Annotated in this window: 16 protein-coding genes; 9 read left to right on the top strand and 7 right to left on the bottom strand. The window is 67.2% G+C overall.

Annotated features, from left to right (window positions below; all coding sequences use genetic code 11):
• Positions 1-144 precede the first annotated feature (144 nt).
• From GV068_RS21540 to GV068_RS21560, 5 genes are all read left to right on the top strand, one after another.
• Entirely contained in the window at positions 145-3,465 is a 3,321-nt protein-coding gene (locus GV068_RS21540; protein WP_159702714.1) for a TIM-barrel domain-containing protein, read from the top strand.
• A 92-nt stretch (positions 3,466-3,557) separates the two neighbouring features.
• Positions 3,558-4,916 carry a Gfo/Idh/MocA family protein gene (locus GV068_RS21545; RefSeq protein WP_159702717.1) on the top strand — a complete coding sequence of 453 codons (1,359 nt, stop codon included), beginning with the start codon at positions 3,558-3,560 and terminating at the stop codon, positions 4,914-4,916.
• A 27-nt stretch (positions 4,917-4,943) separates the two neighbouring features.
• Complete coding sequence (locus tag GV068_RS21550) at positions 4,944-6,197, top strand: DUF3472 domain-containing protein (RefSeq protein WP_159702720.1); 1,254 nt, start codon at positions 4,944-4,946, stop codon at positions 6,195-6,197.
• 52 nt (positions 6,198-6,249) lie between these two features.
• A complete protein-coding gene (locus GV068_RS21555) occupies positions 6,250-9,225 on the top strand; it encodes a TonB-dependent siderophore receptor (RefSeq protein WP_159702723.1) in 2,976 nt (991 codons plus the stop codon).
• A 54-nt stretch (positions 9,226-9,279) separates the two neighbouring features.
• Positions 9,280-9,894, top strand: a complete 615-nt coding sequence (locus GV068_RS21560) for a TetR/AcrR family transcriptional regulator (RefSeq protein WP_159702726.1) — start codon at positions 9,280-9,282, stop codon at positions 9,892-9,894.
• A 206-nt stretch (positions 9,895-10,100) separates the two neighbouring features.
• On the opposite strand, the gene GV068_RS21565 is transcribed toward GV068_RS21560, so the two are convergent.
• Positions 10,101-11,003: a LysR family transcriptional regulator gene (locus GV068_RS21565; protein ID WP_159702729.1), complete on the bottom strand. Its 903-nt coding sequence runs from the start codon at positions 11,001-11,003 to the stop codon at positions 10,101-10,103.
• A gap of 97 nt (positions 11,004-11,100) precedes the next feature.
• Here GV068_RS21565 and GV068_RS21570 point away from each other — a divergent pair, with 97 nt between their 5' ends.
• Positions 11,101-12,324, top strand: coding sequence for an MFS transporter (locus GV068_RS21570; protein ID WP_159702732.1), 1,224 nt, complete (start codon positions 11,101-11,103; stop codon positions 12,322-12,324).
• On the opposite strand, the gene GV068_RS21575 is transcribed toward GV068_RS21570, so the two are convergent.
• The 4 genes from GV068_RS21575 to GV068_RS21590 form a co-directional block, all read right to left on the bottom strand.
• On the bottom strand, positions 12,308-15,103 hold the full coding sequence (locus tag GV068_RS21575) for an Hsp70 family protein (protein ID WP_159702735.1): 2,796 nt from the start codon (positions 15,101-15,103) through the stop codon (positions 12,308-12,310). The genes GV068_RS21570 and GV068_RS21575 overlap by 17 nt on opposite strands.
• Complete coding sequence (locus tag GV068_RS21580) at positions 15,100-16,935, bottom strand: Hsp70 family protein (RefSeq protein WP_159702738.1); 1,836 nt, start codon at positions 16,933-16,935, stop codon at positions 15,100-15,102. Before GV068_RS21580 ends, GV068_RS21575 begins: the two co-directional genes overlap by 4 nt.
• Complete coding sequence (locus GV068_RS21585) at positions 16,932-17,516, bottom strand: DUF2760 domain-containing protein (protein ID WP_159702741.1); 585 nt, start codon at positions 17,514-17,516, stop codon at positions 16,932-16,934. The genes GV068_RS21580 and GV068_RS21585 overlap by 4 nt, the downstream gene beginning before the upstream one ends.
• A 125-nt stretch (positions 17,517-17,641) precedes the next feature.
• Positions 17,642-19,159 (bottom strand): BCCT family transporter, encoded by a 1,518-nt coding sequence (locus GV068_RS21590; protein WP_159702744.1) that lies wholly within the window; start codon positions 19,157-19,159, stop codon positions 17,642-17,644.
• A gap of 353 nt (positions 19,160-19,512) precedes the next feature.
• Here GV068_RS21590 and GV068_RS21595 point away from each other — a divergent pair, with 353 nt between their 5' ends.
• Both GV068_RS21595 and GV068_RS21600 read left to right on the top strand, forming a co-directional pair.
• A complete protein-coding gene (locus GV068_RS21595) occupies positions 19,513-19,677 on the top strand; it encodes a hypothetical protein (protein ID WP_159702747.1) in 165 nt (54 codons plus the stop codon).
• Positions 19,678-19,792: 115 nt separating this feature from the next.
• The gene (locus tag GV068_RS21600; RefSeq protein WP_159702750.1) at positions 19,793-20,179 is read left to right on the top strand and encodes a VOC family protein; all 387 of its coding nucleotides are present in this window, start codon (positions 19,793-19,795) and stop codon (positions 20,177-20,179) included.
• A gap of 8 nt (positions 20,180-20,187) precedes the next feature.
• Here GV068_RS21600 and GV068_RS21605 read toward each other — a convergent pair whose 3' ends face one another.
• On the bottom strand, positions 20,188-21,093 hold the full coding sequence (locus GV068_RS21605; protein ID WP_159702753.1) for a DUF2145 domain-containing protein: 906 nt from the start codon (positions 21,091-21,093) through the stop codon (positions 20,188-20,190).
• A 4-nt stretch (positions 21,094-21,097) separates the two neighbouring features.
• A complete protein-coding gene (locus GV068_RS21610) occupies positions 21,098-21,562 on the bottom strand; it encodes a hypothetical protein (RefSeq protein WP_159702756.1) in 465 nt (154 codons plus the stop codon).
• A gap of 170 nt (positions 21,563-21,732) precedes the next feature.
• Here GV068_RS21610 and GV068_RS21615 point away from each other — a divergent pair, with 170 nt between their 5' ends.
• Positions 21,733-22,758, top strand: coding sequence for an NADP-dependent oxidoreductase (locus GV068_RS21615; protein ID WP_159702759.1), 1,026 nt, complete (start codon positions 21,733-21,735; stop codon positions 22,756-22,758).
• Positions 22,759-22,837: the final 79 nt, after the last annotated feature.

Here is a 22,837-nt window from a genome sequence, read left to right on the forward strand (position 1 = left end):
TTTTTAGCTTAAACGAAAGGTTTTAAGCATGATTTCCGCATTATTTCGAACTTTTTTGTACTTTTCCTTTCCTTTCTGTTGACCTGCCTTGCTTTTGTTCATACATTATCTTCATCAAAACGCAACACGGATCCCCGAGACCTCATGAAATACGACTCCCGCCTGCGACCTTCCTTTACCGTGCCCGTACTGGCGCTGACAGTCCTGTCGGCGCTCCCCAGCCTGGCAGCGGCCGCGCCGATCGGCAAACTGCACAGCTTCAGTGCCGCGCAGGGCGATGGCCCGTCATGGGATCTGGTGGCGGAATCCGGCGCCCGCATCCGCGTCAGCCTGCCGCGTGCCGACGTGCTGCGCATCCAGGCCGGCCGCAAGGAATTGAGCGGCCCCGGCGACAAGGCGGCACCGATCGTGGTGGCCGAAGCAAGCAAGGACGTGCCGCATGAATTCAAGGAAGAGAACGGCCAACTGGTGCTGCGCACCGCCGCGCTGACCCTGCGCGTCGACCGCGCCCCGCTGCGTTTTAGCTTGTACCGCACCGGCGACGCCCAGCCGCTGTGGCGCGAACTGCAGCCCCTCGACCTGGGTGAGAAGCAGAACGTGCAGGTGCTTTCCAGCGACAAGGCCGAGCGCTTCTACGGCGGAGGCCAGCAAAATGGCCGGTTCGAATTCAAGGGCCGCGAGCTGCCGGTCTCGTATTCGGGCGGCTGGGAAGAGGGTGACCGCCCGAATCCGGCGCCCTTCCTGATGAGTTCCCGCGGCTGGGGCATGCTGCGCAATACCTGGGCCGACGGGAACTACGACCTGCGGGAAGACGGACAGCTCACGCTCCAGCATGACGAAGGCCGTTTCGACGCCTATTACTTCGTCGGCAAGTCGATGCACGAGGTGCTGGCGCGCTACACCGAATGGACCGGCCGCGCGCGCATGCTGCCGCGCTGGGCCCTGGAATACGGCGACGCCGACTGCTACAACGACGGCGACAACGTCAAGAAGCCCGGCACCGCGCCGCGCGGCTGGAGCGACGGCCCCACCGGCAAGACCCCGGACGTCATCGACAGCGTGGCGCGCAAGTATCGCGAGCACGACATGCCGGGCGGCTGGATCCTGCCGAACGACGGCTACGGCTGCGGCTATACCGCGCTGCCGGAAACCGTGCAGGGCCTGGCCAAATACGGCTTCCGCACCGGCCTGTGGACCGAGAACGGCGTCGACAAGATCGCCTGGGAAGTCGGCAAGGCCGGCACCCGCGCCCAGAAGCTGGACGTGGCCTGGACCGGCAAGGGCTACCAGTTCTCGCTGGACGCCAACAAGGCGGCCTACGACGGCATCCTGAACAACTCCGACAGCCGCCCCTTCATCTGGACCGTGATGGGCTGGGCCGGCACCCAGCGCTATGCCGTGGCCTGGACCGGCGACCAGAGCGCCAGCTGGGACTACATCCGCTGGCATGTCCCGACCCTGATCGGCTCCGGCCTGTCCGGCCAGGCCTACGCCACCGGCGACGTCGATGCGATCTTCGGCGGCAGCCCGGAAACCTATACCCGCGACCTGCAGTGGAAGAGTTTTACCCCGGTCCTGATGGGCATGTCGGGCTGGTCGGCCAGCGCGCGCAAGCATCCGTGGTGGTTCGACGAACCCTATCGCAGCATCAACCGGCGCTACCTGAAGCTCAAGATGCGCCTGACCCCCTACATGTACACGCTGGCGCACGAGGCGGAAGAGAAGGGCGCGCCGCTGGTGCGCGGCCTGATGTGGGATTACCCGAACGACCCGGCCGCGTTGAGCGAGGCGCACAAGTACCAGTTCCTCCTTGGGCGCGACCTGCTGGTCGCCCCGGTCTACCGCAGCCAGGCCGTCAGCCAGGGCTGGCGCAAGGGCATCCACCTGCCGCAGGGCCGCTGGATCGACTACTGGGACGGCCGCCAGCTCGCGGCCGGCAAAGAGGGGCGCGACATCGACCTGCAAGTCACGCTCGACAAGCTGCCGGTGTTCGTGCGGGCCGGCGCCATCATCCCGATGTATCCGGACATGCTGTACGACGGCCACAAGCCGAAGGACAGGCTCACGCTCGACCTCTACCCCCAGGGCGAGTCGGAGTACGTGCTGTACGAAGACGACGGCAACACCCGCCGCTACCAGCAGGGCGCATTCAGCCGCCAGCGCATCGCGATGCGCGAGCAGGGCGGCAAGGTGGACGTCACCATCCATCCGGTGGACGGCAGCTACGACGGCCAGGAAGCGCGGCGCGGCTACAGCCTGCGCCTGCCGAGCCGCCAGCAGCCTGCCCAGGTGCAGCTAGGTGCGGCCAGCCTGAAGCAGGCCGCCAGCCGCGCCGAGTTCGATGCGCTCGACGCCGGCTGGTTCTTCGACGCCGCCGAACGCCTCGGCACTGTGCACGTGAAGGCCCCGGTCCAGGACATCCGCTGGCCGCTGTCCTTCGCGCTGCAGGGCGTCACCGCGCCAGGCGCCGACGATGCCTTCCCGACTGCCCCGGTGCAGGGCCGCGCGCTGCCGGCGGACGCGATGATCGTCGTCAACCGCCCAGCGGAAGAGCCGGGCCATCCGCTCGAGAATGCCTTCGACGGCAAGCCGGAGACCTGGTTCCGCACGGTGCGCAGCCAAGCCGTCAAGAGCGGCGCCCACGAGTGGGTGATCGGCTTCACCGAACGCCGCCTGGTGGACGGCATCGAGATCGCCCCGCGCAGCGACAAGAACTGGAAGCACGGCCAGGTGCGCGACTACGAGATCTACATCGCCGACAGCAACGGCGAGTGGGGCGTGCCGGTGCAGCGTGGCCGCTTGAACCTGGCGGAGAACATGCAGGCGATCGCCTTCCCGGCCACCGCCGGCCGCCTGCTGCGCTTCCGCGTGCTGAGCACCCAGAACCCGGATGGCAGCGGCGCCGCCAGCACCGACCCGATGGTGACCGCGGTGAACGGCGCAGCGCCGGCGCGCGCCTTCGATGCCGCCGCACCACTGGAGGTGTCGCCGATCACGCTGTCCGAATTCCGCGTGCTCGAGCACCAGGCGCCGGAAGGACGCGAACTGCGCCGCTACCTGAGCGAGCTGCCACTGCCGAAGAACTTCGGGCGCGACAAGCCGCTCAGTAAAGCGGGCGAGATGCGCATGAACGGCCTGCGCTTCAACAAGGGCATCGGCGTGGGAGCGAACAGCCGCCTCGACCTGCAACTGGACGGCACTTGGCACCTGCTGCGCGCCGACCTCGGCGTGGACGACAGCTGCCGCAGCGCGGGCAGCATGCGCTTCCAGGTCTGGAGCGGCGAACGCCTGCTCTACGACAGCGGCGTGGTTACGGCGCCGGCGGTGGTCAAGCCCGAGATCGACGTGCGCGGCCTGACGCAACTAAGCCTGCGCACACTGGGCGACAAGTCGTCCCGTTCGTGTGGCAACTGGGCCAACGCGGCCTTGACCGGACTTGAGGGCGCCACGGTCCGCCAGCGCTAAGCCCTTTCTCTTCAACGTAGTCTGCGAGCCCCTCTTCGGACGGGGAGGGCCTCGCTCATCCTTCGACCTGAAAACTGAACGGAAAACAGCACATGAAGCGACGCAATTTTCTCTCCCTCGGCCCTGCACTGGCAGGCGGCGCATTACTGGCCGGCGCAGCTCCCGGCGCCGGCGCGGCTACCCGTGACCGCGTACGCATCGGCATGATCGGCACCGGCATGCGCGGCCAGGTGCTGTTGCGTGAACTGGTGCGGCGCGACGACGTCGAGGTGGTGGCGCTGTGCGACATCGAGCCGATCATGCTGGAGCGCGCGCTCAAGATGGTCGAAACCGCCGGCAAGCCGCGTCCGGCCGCCTACGGCGCGGAAGGCAGCCTGGCCTACCGCGCCATGCTCGACCCAAGCAAGCTCGATGGCGTGATCATCGCCACACCCTGGGAATGGCATGCGCCGATGGCGATCGAGGCAATGCGCGCCAAGGTGCCGGTCGGCTGTGAGGTGGTGGCGGGCGTCACCCTGCAGGACCACTGGGACGTGCTCGACGCCCAGCTCAAGACCGGCACCCCCTACATGCTGCTCGAGAACGTGTGCTACCGGCGCGACGTGATGGCGGTGCTGCGCATGGTGCGCTCCGGCCTGTTCGGCGAACTGGTGCACATGCAGGGCGGCTACCAGCACGACCTGCGCGCCGTGAAGTTCAACAGCGGCGATCCGGCCAAGCCATATGGCAGCGGCGTCGAGTTCGGCACGAAGGGATGGTCCGAGGCGCGCTGGCGCACCGAGCACTCGGTCCGCCGCAACGGCGAGCTGTATCCGAGCCACGGCATCGGCCCGCTCGCCATGTACGCCAACATCAACCGCGGCAACCGCTTCACCCGCATCAACACCTTTGCCAGCAAGGCCGCCGGCCTGCACGAGTACGTGCTGCGCGAAGGCGGCAAGGACCATCCGAACGCCAAGTCGCGCTTCCGCCTGGGCGACATCGTCACCACCACGCTGGCCTGCGACAACGGCGAGACCATCATCCTGCAGCACGACACCTCGCTGCCGCGCCCGTACTCGCTGGGTTTCCGGGTGCAGGGCACGCAAGGCCTGTGGATGGACGTGAACCGCGGGATGCACATCGAGGGCATCAGCAAGCCGCACCAGTGGGACGACTTCAAGGCCTGGCAGGACAAGTACGACCACCCGCTGTGGCGCAAGTACGCCGAGCAGGCGGCCGGCGCCGGCCACGGCGGCATGGACTACTTCGTGATCCACGCCTTCATCTCCGCGCTGAAGGAGAACGCGCCGATGCCCATCGATATCTACGACGCCATCACCTGGAGTGCGATCACGCCGCTGTCCGAGCAGTCCATCGCGCTCGGCTTCCAGACCCTCGACTTCCCCGATTTCACCGGCGGCAGCTGGCGCAGCCGCAAGCCGATCTTCGCCTTCGACGACCGCTATTAAACCCATCCACCTTCCCGGGAGGACCCGATGAAACGCACGATGCTGATGTTGAATACCGCCGCGCTGTCCCTCGCTCTCGGCCTGGCCGGCACCCAGGCCGCGGCCCAGGCCACGGTCGCCTTGCAGGGTAACGCCTTTGTCACCACGGCAGGCAGCGGCGCGACGGAGACCATCTCCACCGCCGGCCTCACCAACTGGACCAGCGCCTCCACCGTGAGCAGCGCCTGGTTCCGGATGGCGCAGGCGGGCAGCGCCACGATCGGCCTGGACGCCAGCCTGTCCAAGGGTAAAAACAGCACCGTGCGGGTGACGGTCAACGGCACGCCTTTCGAAGTCAAGCTGAGCAAGGGACCGCAGAAGACCTACGCGGTCGGCACCCTCAGCCTGCCGGCCGGCTACATCCGGGTCGACCTGCAGGGCGTGAGCAAGGACAGCACCTGGTTTGGCGAAGTCTCCGGGATCAAGGTGACGACAACCTCCGGCCTGAACTACGCCAACGACGCGGCCAATTACTACTGGTCGCGGCGCGGCCCATCGGTCCACCTGGGGTACACCGTGCCGGCCCAGACCGAGTACTTCTACAGCGAGATCACGGTACCTGGCGGGCAGGATCCGATCGGTTCCTACTACATGGCCAACGGCTTCAACGGCGGCTACTTCGGCATCCAGGTCAAATCGCCATCGGAGCGCTGGGTGCTGTTCTCGGTGTGGGACGCGGACAACGGCGCCAAGACCACCCTGGCGGGCAAGGGCGCCGGCGTGGTCGACAACGGCTTCGGCGGCGAGGGCACGGGCGGACAGAGCTACCTGGTCTACAACTGGTTGGCGGGGAACACCTATCGCTTCCTGACCCGTGCGCGGCCGGACGGCGCCGGCGCCACCGATTTCTCGGCCTGGTTCTTCGCGCCGGAACTCGGCACCTGGCGCTACATCGCCACCTGGAAGCGCCCGGCCACCACGACCTACCACGCCGGCGTGTATTCCTTCCTCGAGAACTTCATCGACACCCGCGGCTACCTGGGCCGGCAGGCCGAACACGGCAACCAGTGGGCGCGCAGCACGGCCGGGACCTGGACCGAGATCCTGAACGCCCGCTTCACCGGCGACGCCACTGCCGCCAACGCCCAGCGCATGGACTACGCGGGCGGCCTGCGCAACGGCCGCTTCTACCTGCGTAACGGCGGCTTCTTCAGCGACTACGTGCCGATCAACCAGAGCTTCACCCGTCCCGCGACCGGCAGCGCGCCCGCGGTGAACGTCGACACGCTGCCGCTGCAATAACGAGACCCACCATCGCCCCACAGGGCACACATCTATAACAAAAGGAGAGGCAATGAGACTCAACACACTGATGGCCGCGCTGGCGGCCGCCGGCCTGGCATCCGGCGCGCTGGCGCAGGAAACCACCACTACCAAGACCGAGGACGGCAAGGACGCCAAGATGGCGCGCGTCGAAGTCACCGGTTCCAGCCTGAAGCGCATCAACGCCGAAACTGCGTCGCCGGTGCAGGTGGTGGACGCCAAGCAGATCGAGAACATGGGCGCCCGCACCCTGATGCAGGTGCTGGACAACCTGCCTGCCGCGCGTCCGGCCCAGCAGGACTTCCGCTCGATGTTCACCGGCTCCGACGGCGGCTCGCAGGCCAACCTGCGCGGCCTGGGCGCGCAAGGCACCCTGGTGCTGCTCAACGGCCGCCGTCTGTCCTTCTACGGCGCGCCGTCCGGATTCCAGACCATGTTCGTGAACATCGACGCGATTCCGGCCGCGGCGATCGAACGCATGGAGATCCTGACCGACGGCGCCTCGGCGGTCTACGGTTCCGACGCGGTGGCCGGCGTGATCAACGTGATCACCAAGAAGAACTACCAGGGCCTGGAAGCGAAGTTCAGCCACGATTCCTCGGCCGAAGTGGATTCCTACGGCGAACGCCAGGGCGGCCTGGTGTTCGGCACCGGCGACCTGGGCGAGGACGGTTACAACGTGATCGGCTCGCTAAACGTCTACCAGCGCGACCGCATCGCGCTGGCCGACACCTATGACAAGCGCCCCGAGCACTTCTACGTCAACAACCCGAGCTTCATCCCGAACTTCCGGATCGGCACCGGCAGCGAGCCGGGCGTGCTGAACCAGGGCACCTTCTTCGTGTTCGACCCGGCCAAGAACAATGCCCGCACCCAGCGTGCGGTGCCGGGCTGCCCGACCATGATCACCGAAGCTTCCGGCACCCGCTGCATCTGGAACAACCTGCCGTATGCGCTCGACACCGGCCCGTCGTCCAAGCGCGCCACCGGTTACCTGGCCGGCCGGATGCGCTTCGGGAATGGCTTCGAAGGCTTCGCCGAAGCGGCCTACACCCACATCAAGATGCGCGGCGAGAACGGCCCACGCAGCTTCAACAGCGGCAGCACCAACAACTGGTTCGCGCGTAACACCGGCACCAAGCTGAACACCTTCGCGATTCCCTACCTGGGCCCGAACAACGTCTACCTGAAGGGCAGGCTGGATCCGGACATGGCGGCCAAGATGGGCGGCGCGGCCGGCCTGAACTACCTGATGCAGGACGCCACCGGCCACTTCGGCCAGAAGAACATCGACGACAGCTACCGCGCCCTGGCCGGCGTGCGCGGCACCGTGTTCGGCGACTGGGAATTCGAGACCGCGCTGGCGGTGGCGGGCAGCCATTCGACCCTGTACCAGACCATCAACATCAATACCGCGGGCTTTGCCAAGGCCTTCGGTCCCTTCACCACCGACCCGGTGACGGGCCGCACCTACATCGCCGACAACCCGGCCTACAAATTCGGCGAGATAAGCGAAGCCAATGCGGCCCTGCTGCGCCAGGCCTACCCGACCTTCGACATCCAGTCCTGGACCAAGCTGATTACCTGGGACGCCAAGGTCGAGGGGACGCTCGCCAAGATCGGCGGGCGCGAAGTGCGCGCCGCCTTCGGCACCAGCCTGATGCGCGAAAGCTTCGACACCCCGGGCAATGCGGACGCCGCCAACGGCCTGATCACCCAGCAGGGCGGTTCCTGGTTCGACGGCAAGCGCACCATTTCGGCCCTGTTCGGCGAAGTGGTGGTGCCGCTCACCGACAAGCTGGAACTGAACGCCGCGGCGCGCCTGGACAAGTACCCGAACTTCAGCGCCAACCTGGCGCCGAAGATCGGCGCCGTGTGGCGCGCCACGCCGGAAGTGATGGTGCGCGGCACCTATTCGGAAGGCTTCCGCGCCCCCAACCTGGCCGAATCCGGCTCTGGCGGCGTGTTCGCCCAGGTGGGCGGCATCCGCGACACCGTGCGCTGCGACGAGACCAATGCCATTGCGCGCCTGTTGATGAAATCCGTCTCGGCGACCGAGGTCGACCTGGGCCGCAACCTGCTCAACTCGAACTGCTCGACCACGGCGGGCGGCCTGACTCCCCCGAACCCGGAACTGGAACCGGAGAAGGCGAAGATCGCCACCCTCGGCCTGGTGCTGCAGCCGGTGCGCGACGTCAGCGTCTCGCTGGACTACTGGATCGTCAACCGCCGCAACGAGATCGTGCGCCAGGACTTCAACCAGCTGTTCACCGAACTGGTCGATCAATACGGCCCGAGCCTGGCCGGCACCGACAAGGCGATCCGCAACGCGCTGACCGACGCCGACCGCGCCAACATGGCGGCCGTGGCCACCATGTGCGCCAATCCGGCCAACGCCGCGGCCTGCACCGGCAAGCTGCCGACCTACTCGGTCGGTAACCTGGGTGGCCTGATCAACTCCTACCTGAACCGCGGCCGCACCCTGGTGGACGGCTTCGACATCGACGCGCGCACCCGCATCGGCCTGGGCGACTATGGCCGCCTGAACACCGGCGTGGCCTTCACCATCCGCCGCCGCGAGACCTACAACTACGAGGACGGCAGCGGCTTCTCGGGCAACTACGTCGGTTACTACGGCTCGCCACGCCTGCGCGGCACCTTCAACGCCGACTGGACCTACGGGAAGTTCACCACCAGCCTGTTCGTGAACTACACGGGCAAGACCAAGTGGGCCTACGGCGACTACGACACCGACAACGTGCCGGCCAACTGCACTGCTGCCGGCGTATCGCTGCCGGCTAACCTGTGCGATGGCGCGCCGTCGTACACGACGGTCAACCTGGGCTTCAACTGGAAACCGCTGAAGAACCTGAACCTGGGGCTCAACATCAAGAACGTGCTGGACAAGAAGCCTTACTACGATCCGAACGGCTGGGAAGGCTATGACCACAGCCAGAACCTGTTCGGCCGCCAGTTCGCGTTCTCGGCCAGCTACAAGTTCTGGTAACGGGAGGGCAACGATAATCCTTGTTCTTTCGCACAGGTGTGCTAAAGTGGATGCATGAACACCACTGCCAAAAGCGAAGCCACCTTTGCGACCATCCTGGAAGCTGCCTACGACATGGCGGCCGCCGAGGGCATCGGCAAGGTATCGCTGGGCGAACTGGCCAAGCGGACCGGCATCAGCAAGAGCGGCATCTTCTCGCGCGTCGGTTCGCTCGAGGCCCTGCAGGCGGCGGTGCTGGACGAGTACGACCGCCGCTTCGGCGAAGAGGTGTTCATGCCGGCGCTGCAGGTGGAGCGCGGCTTGCCGCGCCTGACCATGCAGGTCGAGCTGTGGCTCAAGAAGATCGGCAACGAAACCACGCGCGGAGGCTGCCTGTACACGGCCGGCGCCTTCGAGTTCGACGACGTGCCCGGTCCACTGCGCGACCGTATCGAGGCCGGGGTGAACCGCTGGCGCGGGTCGATGCGCAAGACTGTGCTGCAGGCGATGGAAGCCGGGCACCTGCGGCCGGATACCGAACCCGAGCAGCTGGTGTTCGAGATCTACAGCCTGGCCATCGGTGTGATGCACGACGCCCGCTTCCTGCGCGCGAACGCGGTGCCGCGGCGGGCGCAACGGGCATTCAACCGCCTGATCTCGACGTACAAGAGCTTCAACGACCTGGAGTAGGGAAGTGCGGGACCGGCCATGCCTGTCCCTTTTTTTGAAATGATTTCGCACAGGTGTGCGAAACGAGCTGTGCACAAGGAGTCGATCATGTCTGCGTTCTGGTTGCTGCTGGTCCCCGTCGCCGGGTTTGGATGGTCCGTGGTGCGTGGTGTAATGGCCGCGCTGCCGAAATCGAATGAAGATTTCGTGTTCTGCTGAGCCGTAGCTCAGGTCAGCCAGGGCTGGCGCGGCAGGGCCTGGGCAAGATAGTTCACCATCGATTCGATCTTCGCCGAGACGGCGGAATGCCGGTAATACACGGCATGGATCGGACGGCTTGCCGGGATCGTCAGCTCGGGCAGCACTTGCACCAGGCGGCCGGCGGCCAGGTCGCTCGCGGTGTGGAAGTCGGAGAAGCTGGCGATGCCCATGCCCTGCAGGGCGAGCTGGCACAGGGTTTCGCCGCTGGAGGATTTGAGGGTCGGCTCGATCCGCACCCGCTTGCCCTCGAGGTCGCGCAGCGGCCAGACGTTCAGGCTATCCGGTTCGCTGAAACCCAGCAGTTCGTGACCCATCAGCTCCGCCACATTCGCCGGCGTGCCGCGCCGGTGCAGGTAGTCGGGGCTGGCCACCAACCGCAGCCGCGCATGGCCCAGCAGGCGGCTGTGCAGGGTCGAGTCCTTCAGTTCGCCGATCCGCACCGCCAGGTCCACGCGGCGTTCCAGCAGGTCGATAAAGCCTTCGTTGCTGCTGAGCGTGAGCGTCACGTTCGGATGCAGCGCGCGGTATTCCGGTATCAGCGGCACCAGCACGTGCAGCATGAAGGGCGTCGCCGCATCGATGCGCAGCTGGCCCGACAACTGTCCGCGCCGTTCCACGATGCGGTCTTCGGCGGCCTGCACGGCATGCAGGATGCCGCGGGCGTCGCTGAGGAAAGCATCGCCTTCGTCGGTGAGATCGAGCCGGCGCGTGGTCCGGCGCAGCAGTGTCGTCGCCAGCTTTTCTTCCAGCCGGCCGAGCAGCCGGCTCACCGTCGATACCGGCTGCCCGAGGCGCTCGGCGGCCGCCGTCATCGACCCCGTGTCTACGATGGCCAGGAACACAACCAGCTCGTCCAGCTCGATCTTCATTTTCTCGATTTCAGCAAAAGTATTTCTCGGATTGCCTACTTTATCTGAAAAATGATCTTCGCGATAATGCTCGGCCTGTTACACGAAAGCCGAGTCCATGCACGCACCTTCTTCTTCAAGCGATATCTCTTCCTCCCAGCACGCCAAAGGCGGCGCGGGCCTGGCCCTGCTGGCCCTGGCCGTCGGCGCCTTCGGCATCGGCACCACCGAGTTCGGCCCCATGGGCATGCTGCCGACGATCGCGAGCGGCGTCGGCGTCTCGATTCCGGCGGCCGGCATGCTGGTGTCCGCCTACGCCATCGGCGTCATGGCGGGCGCGCCCGTCATGAGCCTGCTGCTGGCGCGCTGGCCGCGGCGTCGTGCCCTGGTTGCCCTGATGGCCATCTTCGCGCTCGGGAACATCCTGTCGGCGCTCGCCCCGCAGTACGCCAGCCTGATGGCGGCGCGCGTGGTCACCAGCCTGGCGCACGGCGCGTTCTTCGGCATCGGTTCGGTGGTGGCGGCGAGCATCGTGCCGCGCGAGCGCCAGGCGAGCGCGGTGGCGATGATGTTCCTGGGCCTGACCATCGCGAACATCGGCGGCGTGCCGGCGGCGACGTGGGTGAGCGAACACTTGGGCTGGCGCCAGTCCTTCGGCGCCATCGGCATGCTCGGTGTGGCCGCGATGGCGGCCCTCATGATGTTCCTACCGGCCGGGAGCCGCGGACGGGCACTGGACGTCAAGCGCGAGCTCAAGGTGCTGGCGCGCCCCGTGGTGCTGCAGGCGCTTCTCACCACCGTGCTGTCCTCGGCCGCCATGTTCGCCCTCTACACCTACATCAATCCGGTGCTGCAGACTTTCACGCAGGCCTCGCCCGGCTTCATCACCATGATGCTGGCGCTGATTGGTATCGGCTTCACGGTCGGTAACACCATCGGCGGCAAGATGGCCGACCGTTCGGTCGACCGCACCATCCTGTTCTTCCTGCTGGTCGAAGCCGCGACGATGATCGCCTTCCCGTGGCTGGCTGCGAGCAAGGCGGGTGCGGCCATCGGCCTGTTCGTCTGGTCCGCCGCGGCGTTCGCGCTGGTGCCGCCGGTGCAGATGCGCGTGATGCGCGCGGCAAGCGAAGCGCCGGGCCTGGCGTCCTCGGTCAACATCGGCGCCTTCAATCTCGGCAATGCGATCGGCGCCGCACTGGGGGCGGCGGTCCTGAACGCAGGCATGGCGTATCCGGCCGTGCTGTTCGGCGGCGCCGCCATGAGCATCCTCGCACTCCTGCTGGTCGCCTGGGCCGCCTACAGCCGGCCCGCCGCCGCGGTGCCTAGCGCAGCAGCTTGAGTCCGGGCGGCAGCGCGTCGCCCAGCATGCGGGTCTCGACCGCCTGGTCGAGCTCCACTACCTCGCGTACCATGGCCGCCCAGGCTGGCGGTGCGCCGCTGGCGGCCAGGCGGCGCAGCACCTCGTCCCGCACCGCCAGGCTGATGTCGCGCGAGCGGTCGCCGGTCATGCGGGCGATGTGGGCGGCGGCAAAGCCGGCCGGTTCGATCTTCTTCCAGTCGAGCTGCAGGAGCTGGCCCAGCCAGCTTTCTGCGGAAGCGGCGGGCGCCACTTCGTGCGCGGCGCCGTGGAAGGACTGGCGCGCGCCTACACGGCCGAGGGCCCACAGGTAGCGTCCATAACGCGCCGCGGCGCGAGCGTCGATCTTCGCGCCGCTCGGCATTGCCAATATCTGTCCCATCAGCCAATCCCCGATCTCGGCCTTGTAGGCGGAGGGGATGCGCTCGAGCGAGGCGCCGACGCGCAGCATGTCGTCTTCGCTGCCGTCCACCAGCGTCACAGGGCGGCGCCCGCGTTCCGATTCGTCGGCCTGCAGGTTGAAGGCGAAGTCGTCGAGCAGGCGCAGCTGTGCTTCAGTCGACAGGCCGCCGGCCACGCGGCGCCACAGCGTCCACCATTCGGCGCGCGCCTGGCTGTCCTTGTGGTACTGGACGCCGTTCTCGAACATGCTCCACAGCTGCTCGATGCGCCATTCGTCGAGCGGATGGCCGAAGCCGGGCCGCAGGCAGTAACCGGCGAGGTTCAGCCACACGCGTTCATGCTCGCTCGACCTGCGGCGGCCCTTGGCGCGCACCAAGAGAGCGTCGAACAGGCGCCGCAGCAGCGGCGTCGTCCAGCGTTCGCGTCCGCCCAGCAGGTGTTCGAGCGAACCGCGCAGCTGGCGCACTTCGCGCGGGTCGACCTGCAGCGAGCGGTTGCCGAAGATGCGGTCGATGCGGGCGATCGCTTCATCGAGTTCGACCGGCAGCGCTTCCTCCTCGACCGGTTCGTCCTGCGCGCGCAGCTGGAATTCGAGGCGCCAGCGCTGGGACGCATCCTCTTCGGCGATGCAGAAGACCTCGAGCGTGCCCACTTCGGACAGCACCGCGGCAAGCTGCACCGGAATGTCGGCGCTGCGCTTGCTGCGTAATACCGTGGAGATGGCGGGCAGGCGTACGATGTCCGTGGCGGGCAGGTCCAGCAAATCGCCGGCCTGCGGCAGCACGCCGGCCGGATCGGCCGTCGACGAGACCAGATGGAAGCGCACGGGGCGGCCCAGGCGCAGGGCGAAGCTGCGGCCTTCAAGGCGCACTTCTTCGCCGGCCGGCGCACCGCGCGGTAGCAGGCAGACGGCACGGACGGAGTCGCCGGACTGCTCGGCATCGAGCAGCAGGTAGTAGTTGCGCGCCGAGCCGCTTTCGATGGCGGGCGCCTGGCCGGCACGCGCCAGCGAATAGGCGACGCCGCCGCGTGCCACGGCCACGTCCGGATCTTCGTTGTGCAGCACCTGGATCGGCGCCCCACGCCAGGCCGACAGGACGTCCGCGAGGCGCTGCGCCAACGCGGCGCCGCGGAACACGCCGCCGTTGAGCAGCAGGGTGTCGGGCACGGGCAAAGCGCCGTCGTCCCCGATGCCGAGCGCTTCGCGCGCCGCCTGCGCGTGCTGGCGCAGGAAGCCGGCCAGGTGGCGCGTGATGGCCGGATCGCTCGCATACGGCAGGCCGAATTCGACGATGCCGGCGCGTGCGCGCTTGGCCGCCTCCTGAGTTTCATTGGGCGGCAGGAAGCCGTCGAGCACGATGCGCTGCACATCATCGCGCGCGATGGTGGCCGAGCGGCTGGCGCCGATCAGGCGCGAACCGGAGCCGAGCAGGGTCACGTTCACCTGGTCCGGCGCATCGGGCGCCAGCAGCTGTTCCTTGGCGGCGCGGCAGCGTTCCGTCAGCTGCGCCAGGCGGCCGGCGGACAGGCGCTCTGGATTGCCCAGGCGCGATTCGGCCAAGTGCGCCAGCGCCAGGTCCATGTTGTCGCCGCCGAGGATCAGGTGATTACCGACGCCGATACGTGTCAGCTTCGGCTGGCCATCGTCCTCCAGCTCGACCTTGACCAGGCTGAAGTCGGTGGTGCCGCCGCCGACGTCGGCCACCAGCACCAGTTTCGTGTGCGCCAGGTCTTGGGCCAATGTCGCGCGATGGCGGTACAGCCAGTCATACAAGGCGGCTTGCGGTTCTTCCAGCAGGCGCAGCTCCGGCAGGCCGGCCATGCGCGCCGCTTGCAGGGTCAGTGCGCGCGCGCCTTCATCAAAAGACGCGGGAACGGTGAGGACGATCTGCTGGCGCTCGAGCGGCGCCTTGGGAAAGCGCCGGTTCCAGGCCGCGCGCAGGTGCGCGAGGTAGCTGGCGCTGGCCGCCACCGGCGACAGCTTCGCGACGTCGGCCTCCTCGGCGCCCCAGGGCAGGATGGCCGCCATGCGGTCCACGCCTGCATGCGACAGCCAGCTCTTGGCGCTGGCGACCAGGCGGCCCGGCGTCTGCGCGCCCAGCGCACGCGCCAGGCGGCCGACGGCGACGCGTTCAATGCCGGCCGGGTCCTGCTGAGGCCATGGGAGCTGGAGTTCGCCAGGGGCGAGTTCTTCCGGCGCAGGGTGATAGCGCATCGAGGGCAGCAGTGGCGCGCTTGCTACTTCACCGGGCGCCACCAGCTGCTCGATCTGCAACAGCTCGACCTGTGCCGCACCAAGTGCGGCATAGGCCAGCACCGTGTTGGTGGTGCCCAGGTCGATGCTGACGAGGTAGCTCACTGCTGGCGGACGTCGAACTCGATCTTCCAGCGCTGGCCGTCACGCGCAACAGCGGCCAGCTCCAGCGTTCCCGCATCGGTGGCCAGCGCGTGCAGCTTCACCTGCACCACGTCGCCGGCCACGCGGCCTTCGCCCGGCAGGGTCGCCTGGATTTCGTTCATCTCCTGCAGCTCGTCCGGACCCCAGAATTCCAGCACCTCGCCGATGCGGTCCTGGCGGCGCGTAGTCGAGCCGAAGAAGCGGAAGGTGACCGGCTCGCCCACCACCAGGCCGAATTCCTGGCCCGGCAGTTCGAGTTCGCTGCCTTCTTCCATGCCGAAAGGCGCCACGCACAGGGCTTCGATCGGCGGTTCCATGCCGGGGATCGCCGGCATCGAGGATTCCACGCCGACGTAGTAGGATCGGGCGGTGCCGCCGCGGATGCGCACGCCACCGCCACGGCGCGCGTAGCTGAAGTAGGCCGCGCCGCGCGCGACTGCCAGGTCCAGGTCGGCGCCCTCCAGCATACGTGCGGGCTCGGCGCCTTCCATGTAGAGCCAGTCGTTGATGGTGTCCATCACGCGCTGGGCCAGGATGGCCGACTTGAACACGCCGCCGTTGAACAGCACCGCACTCGGATGCAGGAAGCTGTGTTCGGGATTCACCGCGCGGCCGAAGCCTTCCAGCTCCGCAGTGGCGCCGGCCTGGCGCGCCAGGAAGGCTGCCAGGTGCTTCGTGATCGCGGCGTCCTGCGCGTACGGCAGGCCGACCTGGGTCAGGCCGGCGCGGGTGCGGGTAGCCGGACGCGCCGTGGCTTCCACGCGCGGGAAGAAACCGTCGGTGATGAAGGCGGTGACTTCGTCGCGCGTGAGTTCGGTGCGGATCGAGCCGCCGATGAGTTTCGAACCGCGGCTCGGCACCACGATCGGCCACACGGTGGCATTCGCATCGGCCAGCAGGTGTTCCTTGGCGCTGCGGCAGCCGTAGGTGAGGGCGCGCATCTGCCAGGAGTCGAGCTGGGTGCCGCCCGCCTGGAGCTTGCGTGCCACGAAGTGGGCCAGCGCCAGGTCCATGTTGTCGCCGCCCAGCAGGATATGGTCGCCCACCGCGACGCGGTGCGGTTCCAGCGTGCCGTCGCGTTCGAGGATCGCGATCAGCGAGAAGTCGCTGGTGCCGCCGCCCACGTCCACGACCAACACGATGTCGCCGGCCTTGACCTGCTTGCGCCACGCGCCTTTGCTTCCCTGGATCCAGCTGTACAGGGCCGCCTGCGGTTCTTCCAGCAAGGTCGGCGCGAAGCCGGCGTTACGCGCCGCCTCCGCGGTGAGTTCGCGCGCGCCCGGGTCGAACGAAGCGGGAATCGTGACCGTGACCTGCTGCTCCTCGAAACGCGCATCCGGATGGGCGGCGTTCCAGGCCTGGCGCAAGTGGGCCAGGTAGCGGGTCGAGGCTTCGAGCGGCGAGACGCGGGTGACTTCTTCCGGCGCGTCGTGCGGCAGGATGGCGGCGCGGCGGTCCACGCTCGGGTGGCTCAGCCAGCTCTTGGCCGAGGACACCAGGCGGATCGGGGTGGTGGCGCCGCGGCTGCGGGCCATCTCGCCGGCCACGAAGCCTTCGCCGCCGGCGCTCCACGGCAGCGCGGTTTCGCCCGGCGCCAGTTCGTCCGGGTGCGGCAGGTAGAGGAAGGAGGGCAGCAGCGGCAGCGCTTCGACGGTGCCGGGAGCGGTCAGCTGCGGGACCGGCAGCACGCCGTCGACGGTCTTCTCGCCGTCGCTGGCCTGCAGGTCGACATAGGACAGGGCGCTGTGAGTGGTGCCCAGGTCGATGCCGATGGCGTAGCGAGGATCGCTCACAGCTCCACCTCCGCCGGCGCCAGCACGCGCGCATCATGCTTCTCGGCCAGCTGCGGCAGCTGGACCTTGCTGGCGCGCCAGCCGCGGTGCGAGAGCGTGCCCTTGAACGGCGCCTGGCCGACCACGTTGCCGGTCAGGCGCACGCTGGCGGCGTCGAAGCCTTCTTCCAGCGTGATGCGGGTGCCTTCGGTTTCAAGGCGCACCGGCTCGATCGTGAAGTGCTCGCGCAGCACGCGCGCGCAGCCTTCGTGCACCACGCGGGCGGCGGCGCCGATGTCGGCGTCGGAATAGGCGCTCAGGTTTTCCTGGGTGAAGTCGATCAGGCGCGCTTCGCGCTGGAACAGGCCCAGCAGTTGCAGGGCCGACTCGGCGCTCGGGGCGCGCAGCGGCGCGGCGGTCGGGGCCGGCGTCGGTGCTGCGGTAGGCGCGGCGGTCGGGGCAGGCGTCGGCATGGCCACCGGGCCCACTCCGTCATCGCGCACACGCGCCGCGAACTCGGCGTCGCCAAGTGATTTGAAGAAGGCGCCGAAGGCGATCGAAAGCCGGCTGAAGAAGCCCGGCAGATTGGTCGGAGTAGTCATTCTTGATGTTCTGTAGGGTAAGGGACGGCGGCGCTGTCGGACAGAGTCCGGGCCGGGATCCGGAAAACGCGCATGATACCAGTTTGGCTACAGCCGAGGCACGCGCGTCCCCGACCCCGACCGGCTCAGTGCGCCGCCATCTCGCGCATCCGGCGCCGCAGTGCACGTTCGCGGCGCGCCTCTTCCTGCCAGTCCTCGCGCAGGGCCCGCCACAGGGCGATGACCATCAGCACGATCACCAGCGCGAAGGGCAGGGCGAACAGGATGGTGGCGGTCTGCACCGCGTCGATGCCGCCCGCCAGCAGCAGGCTGATGGCGATGCCGGCGATCAGGGCGCCCCAGACCAGTTTCACGCGGGTGCTCGGATTCGGGTTGCCGCCCTGGCTCATCATGCCCAGCACCAGCACGGCCGAGTCGCCCGAGGTGACGAAGAACACCACCACCAGTAGCGTCGCCACCGCCGACATGACCTGTCCGAAGGGCATCGCATCGAACATCGCGAACAGGGCTGTCGCGACATCGGCTTTCACGGCCTCGCTCAGCGGCACGTGCTGCCAGATTTCCAGGTAGAGCGCGGTGCCGCCGAAGATCGAGAACCAGACGAAGGCCGCCAGCGAAGGCGCCAGCACGGTGCCGAGGATGAATTCGCGGATGGTGCGCCCGCGCGAGACGCGCGCGATGAACAGGCCGACGAAGGGCGACCAGGAGATCCACCAGGCCCAGTAGAAGATGGTCCAGTTGCCGACCCAGGTGCTATCGCGGAAGGGCGTGGAGCGTAGGCTCATGCGAACCAGTTCGCTGGCATAGCTGCCCAGGGTATTGGTGAAGGTATCGATGATCGCGACCGTCGGCCCGAGCAGGAACACGGCCAGGGCGAGCAGGGCTGCCACGATCATGTTGGCATTGGACAGGAGCTTGACGCCTTTTTCGACGCCGCTCACGGCGGATGTGATGAACATGGCGGCCGTCACGACGATGATCCCGACCTGTGCGCCAGGGCTGATCTCGAGCCCGAACACCGCGTTCAGGCCGCTGTTGATCTGCAGCGCGCCCACGCCCAGCGAAGCGGCCACGCCGAAAGCGGTGGCCACCACGGCGAGACCGTTGAACAGCCCCGACATCGCGCGCACCGGGCGCCAGGGCAGGGAGCTGGTGACGGTGCTGATCAGGGGATTGCCGGCGCGGCGGTACTGGAAGAAGGCGATCGCCAGCGCAACCACGCTGTACACGGCCCAGGGATGCAGGCCCCAGTGGAAGAATACGTAGCGCATGGCGGCGTTGGCCGCTTCCGGCGTGCCGGCCTTGATCCCGGGCGGGGCGGTGACGTAGTGCGAGATCGGTTCGGCCACGCCCCAGAACACCAGGCCGATGCCCATGCCGGCGGCGAACAGCATGGCGAACCAGCTGCCGACCGTGAATTCGGGGTCTTCGTCTTCACCACCGAGCTTGAGGCTGCCGTAGCGGCTGAAGGCAACAAAAGCGGCGAACAGGACCAGCGCGAGCACTACCCACAGGTAGAACCAGCCGAAGTTGCGGGTGAGGGAGGCGAGCATGGTCTCGAAGACGGAGGCCATGTTGTCCGGGGCGAGGATCCCCCATAAGACGATGAGGAAAATAAAGCCCGCAGAGCAGAGCATTTGCATGAGTTCTCCTGATTGGTGCATAAGGGCGCGGCCCGGGCACGAAACTGCCCTGGCGCTGCTGCCACTTTGCACTTTGGACGGATAGCCTGCATGACAGGCTTCAGTATGGACCGGGTGCCGCGTGCTTGTCACACTTGCGCAATGGTCCTGACTGGCGAGGGATATGGACACTGGTCCCTGGGACCAGTGGGCGTTAGTTTAACACAACATGCATTTGCACAAATGTTTTGGCAAATGAACATGTGTTGAAGATAGTTGATTGGTGAATGGCATTCATCATGAATCGCAATTTGATTTCTATCTGAAAGCGCCCATACTGATGTCATCCAAAAGAGATTTCAGGGAAAACCATCATGTCTACCATCATCGAATTCTTCCGCAGCCTGTTCTATGTTCCGGTGCCTGCCGTCGCCCGCAGTGGCCAGGTCGACCTCCGTACCCTGTACCAGCTGAGCCGCGGCCGCGACTCGGTGTCGCCCGCCGTCCTGCGCAAGCTGGCCGAGGCCGCAGCCAAGTAAGCCGTCCGCAGACCCGATCAAGCCCTGCCGCGAGCAGGGCTTTTTTTTAGGCAAGGCTGCGCTGTTCCTGAACCGGACGCGCTAGGCTGACGGCACTACCTGTCGGGAGACCATCATGCTGGCAAATGCGGATGCGGTTGCAACAGTGGGTGTGCGCGATGTGGTGAAAGCAAGGGAGTTCTACGGCAAGCTGCTGGGCTTGCGCGAGCTCGGCGGCGACGGTCCGGCCGAGGTGCTGATCTTCGAAAGCGGCCGTTCGCGCATCCAGGTGTACCGGTCGGACTATGCCGGCACCAACCAGGCCACGGCGATCACCTGGGACGTCGGCGACCGGATCGAAGATGTGGCCGCGGCGCTGAAAGAGAAGGGCGCGCGCTTCGAGCATTACAGCTTCGAAGGCATGCGCCTGGAAGGCGACATCCACGTCATGGACGCGATGAACATGAAGGCCTTGTGGCTGAAGGACCCTGACGGGAACATCCTCAGCATCAACGGCCGCTGAACGCGGGCTCAGGGCGCCAGCGCGATCACCTCGTCGCCCGGCGCCGGTTCGCAGGCGGCGCCCAGCGGCTCCCAGCCGCGCCGCACCACGATGCGCTCCTGCGTATGGCACAGCTCGACCCTGCGCGCCTGCGGCGCCCGCTTGTGCACGAAGGCTTCGATCGAGGCCGGTACGCTGACCTGCAGCGCGAGCGCCTGCACGTCTTCCAGCGGGTGGTCGTTCAGGTGCACCAGCGGCACGAACTGGCCCGCGAACATCATCCAGTGCGAAGGAATCCGGACCGGCCCGGCGGCATAGCCCTGGGCCCGCAGCCATTGCTGGGCATCTTCGCGCGGATGTGCGCTGGCGCTGCCGTCGAGGCGTCCCCAGGCGTTGGCCAGCAGCTCGGCCACCCACTGGTTGCAGTTCTGGTAGCGGGTGCCGAAGGCATAGGCGTTGGCGCTGTATTGCCCGGCCAGCAAGGCCAGGGCAAGGCGCTTGTCGAGCGCGGCCTGCTCGAGCAGGGCGCCATCTTCTTCGGGCAGGAACAGCAGCGCGACATGGCCACGCGTCGGCGCATCGGCGCCCAAGGCGAAGCCGGCCACGCCCTGGTCGAACAGGCGCGGGCGCGATTCGTCGCAGGCATAGTAGAGCTGGCGCACGGCCCAGGGACCGCCGGGATTGTCGCGCAGGGCGACGCCGGCGTGCGAGTACAGCTGGCCGAAGCGGCTCAGGTCGAGGCCCGCGCGTGCGATCAGCGCGACCCGCGCACCGGAAGCTTGTAGCTCGTTCTTGACCGCACCCGCGAAGCGCAGCACGCGGTCCTGTTCGGCGGCGCTGATGTCGATCGATTGCTGGCAGAAGACCGGCAGGCCGGCCGCTGCGCCGGCGCTCGCGCCCAGCAGCAGCGCGGCGACGGCGAACTTGCTGAACATCAGATCAGATGGTGACTTTGCGCGAGGCGAGGTCGCGGTACCAGTCGTCCTGCAGGGCCAGGAAGAAGGAGCGCTTGGTGTCGGCGTGGGCGAACTCGAAGCCATACACACGCTCGCTGACCTGCACCAGCTCACCCTTGCTCACGGCACGCGCGGCCAGCGCGCGGTTCGGCACGTCGAGATAGAACTCACGGGCCGGGCCGGCAGCCACCGCGCGCAGGGTCATGCGAGTGGTGTCCACCTTGGCCGGGGCCTGGGCGATGTCGATCACGCGGTAGTCGCCAGCGGCTACTTTGTTGTCGCCACTGGAGCTGTTGCTGGACCCGCCGATCGAATCGGAAATGCTGCCGGACGAAGCCGAGCCCGCGCTGGAGGCGGACGAGGTCAGGCTGGTGGCCTGAGTCGGTGCAGCGCAGGCGAGCGCGAAGGCGGCCACGCACAGGGTGCGCGAGAAAATACTTTGATTCATTGCGGGTCTTTCGGAGAGCTGACGAGATACCGCCTATGGTACAAGTCCGGCGAATGCTTGAGAAGGCGCGGCAGTACGAAATTCTGTAAGGGCTTGTAATCGGGCCGCCAGAAATTTTTTTCGTTACGGCGTAGCATATTCGTTTGCCAATTCGTCAGGAGACGCCAACCATGACTCAAGCGCCGAACCAGCGGGTCCTGCTCGCTTCCCGTCCCGAGGGCCTGCCACGGCCGGAGAATTTCCGGATCGTGCAGGAGCCGGTCCCCGTTCCCCTTGATGGCCAGCTGCTGCTGGAGGTCCTGTACCTGTCGCTCGACCCTTATATGCGCGGCCGCATGGACGACGCCAAGTCGTATGCCGCGCCGGTCGCGATCGGCGCGGTCATGGAAGGCGGCACGGTGGCGCGCGTGATCGCCTCGCGCCATGCCGACTACGCGGTGGGCGAGATCGTGCTATCCCATTCGGGCTGGCAGCGCTACGCGCTGTCCGATGGCGAGAACCTGCGCAAGCTGGACCCGGGCGCGGCGCCGCCCAGCACCGCGCTCGGCGTGCTCGGCATGCCGGGCTTTACCGCATGGGCCGGCCTGTTGCAGATCGGCCGGCCGAAGCCAGGCGAGACCGTGGTGGTGGCCGCGGCCAGCGGTGCGGTCGGCTCGGCGGTGGGGCAGATCGCGCGCATCCAGGGCGCGCGAGCGGTCGGCATCGCGGGCGGTCCCGACAAGTGCGCCTTCGTGCGTGACGAACTCGGCTTCGACGCCGTGATCGACCACCGCGCGCCCGGCTTCGCGCAGCAACTGGCCGCAGCCTGCCCGGACGGGATCGACGTGTATTTCGAAAACGTCGGCGGCAAGGTGTGGGATGCGGTGTTCCCGCTACTGAACGACTTCGCCAGGGTCCCGGTCTGCGGCCTGATCGCGCAGTACAACGCACTGCCGCAGGCCGAGCCGGGCGTCGATCGCCTGGCCCTCGTCATGCGCGACGTGCTCAAGAAAAGCTTGAGCATTCGCGGCTTCATCCAGCGCGAATTCGCCGGCCTGCGGCCAGCCTTCCTGCAAGAGGCGCAGGGCTGGATTGCCGATGGGTCGCTGCGCTACCGCGAAGACATCGTCGACGGGCTGGAGCAGGCGCCGGCAGCTTTCATCGATTTACTGCAGGGACGCAATTTTGGGAAGCTGATCGTGAGGATCGCCCAATAGCCGAAAATGGCTGCAGCCGCTTGAGCGGCTGCGGGCCTCAGGCCCAGAGGAGAAGGTAGAGGGCGCCGTAGCCGAGTAC

Source organism: Massilia sp. 9I, from assembly GCF_902506415.1.
In the GTDB taxonomy this organism is placed as follows: Bacteria; Pseudomonadota; Gammaproteobacteria; order Burkholderiales; family Burkholderiaceae_D; genus Telluria.

Coding starts and splice junctions, on each gene's coding strand:
- GV068_RS21570 (WP_159702732.1), top strand. CDS start 11,101: ATGCACGCACCTTCTTCTTCAAGCGATATCTCTTCCTCCCAGCACGCC.
- GV068_RS21600 (WP_159702750.1), top strand. CDS start 19,793: ATGCTGGCAAATGCGGATGCGGTTGCAACAGTGGGTGTGCGCGATGTG.
- GV068_RS21585 (WP_159702741.1), bottom strand. CDS start 17,516: ATGACTACTCCGACCAATCTGCCGGGCTTCTTCAGCCGGCTTTCGATC.
- GV068_RS21590 (WP_159702744.1), bottom strand. CDS start 19,159: ATGCAAATGCTCTGCTCTGCGGGCTTTATTTTCCTCATCGTCTTATGG.
- GV068_RS21615 (WP_159702759.1), top strand. CDS start 21,733: ATGACTCAAGCGCCGAACCAGCGGGTCCTGCTCGCTTCCCGTCCCGAG.
- GV068_RS21565 (WP_159702729.1), bottom strand. CDS start 11,003: ATGAAGATCGAGCTGGACGAGCTGGTTGTGTTCCTGGCCATCGTAGAC.
- GV068_RS21545 (WP_159702717.1), top strand. CDS start 3,558: ATGAAGCGACGCAATTTTCTCTCCCTCGGCCCTGCACTGGCAGGCGGC.
- GV068_RS21540 (WP_159702714.1), top strand. CDS start 145: ATGAAATACGACTCCCGCCTGCGACCTTCCTTTACCGTGCCCGTACTG.
- GV068_RS21610 (WP_159702756.1), bottom strand. CDS start 21,562: ATGAATCAAAGTATTTTCTCGCGCACCCTGTGCGTGGCCGCCTTCGCG.
- GV068_RS21555 (WP_159702723.1), top strand. CDS start 6,250: ATGAGACTCAACACACTGATGGCCGCGCTGGCGGCCGCCGGCCTGGCA.
- GV068_RS21605 (WP_159702753.1), bottom strand. CDS start 21,093: ATGTTCAGCAAGTTCGCCGTCGCCGCGCTGCTGCTGGGCGCGAGCGCC.
- GV068_RS21550 (WP_159702720.1), top strand. CDS start 4,944: ATGAAACGCACGATGCTGATGTTGAATACCGCCGCGCTGTCCCTCGCT.
- GV068_RS21595 (WP_159702747.1), top strand. CDS start 19,513: ATGTCTACCATCATCGAATTCTTCCGCAGCCTGTTCTATGTTCCGGTG.
- GV068_RS21560 (WP_159702726.1), top strand. CDS start 9,280: ATGAACACCACTGCCAAAAGCGAAGCCACCTTTGCGACCATCCTGGAA.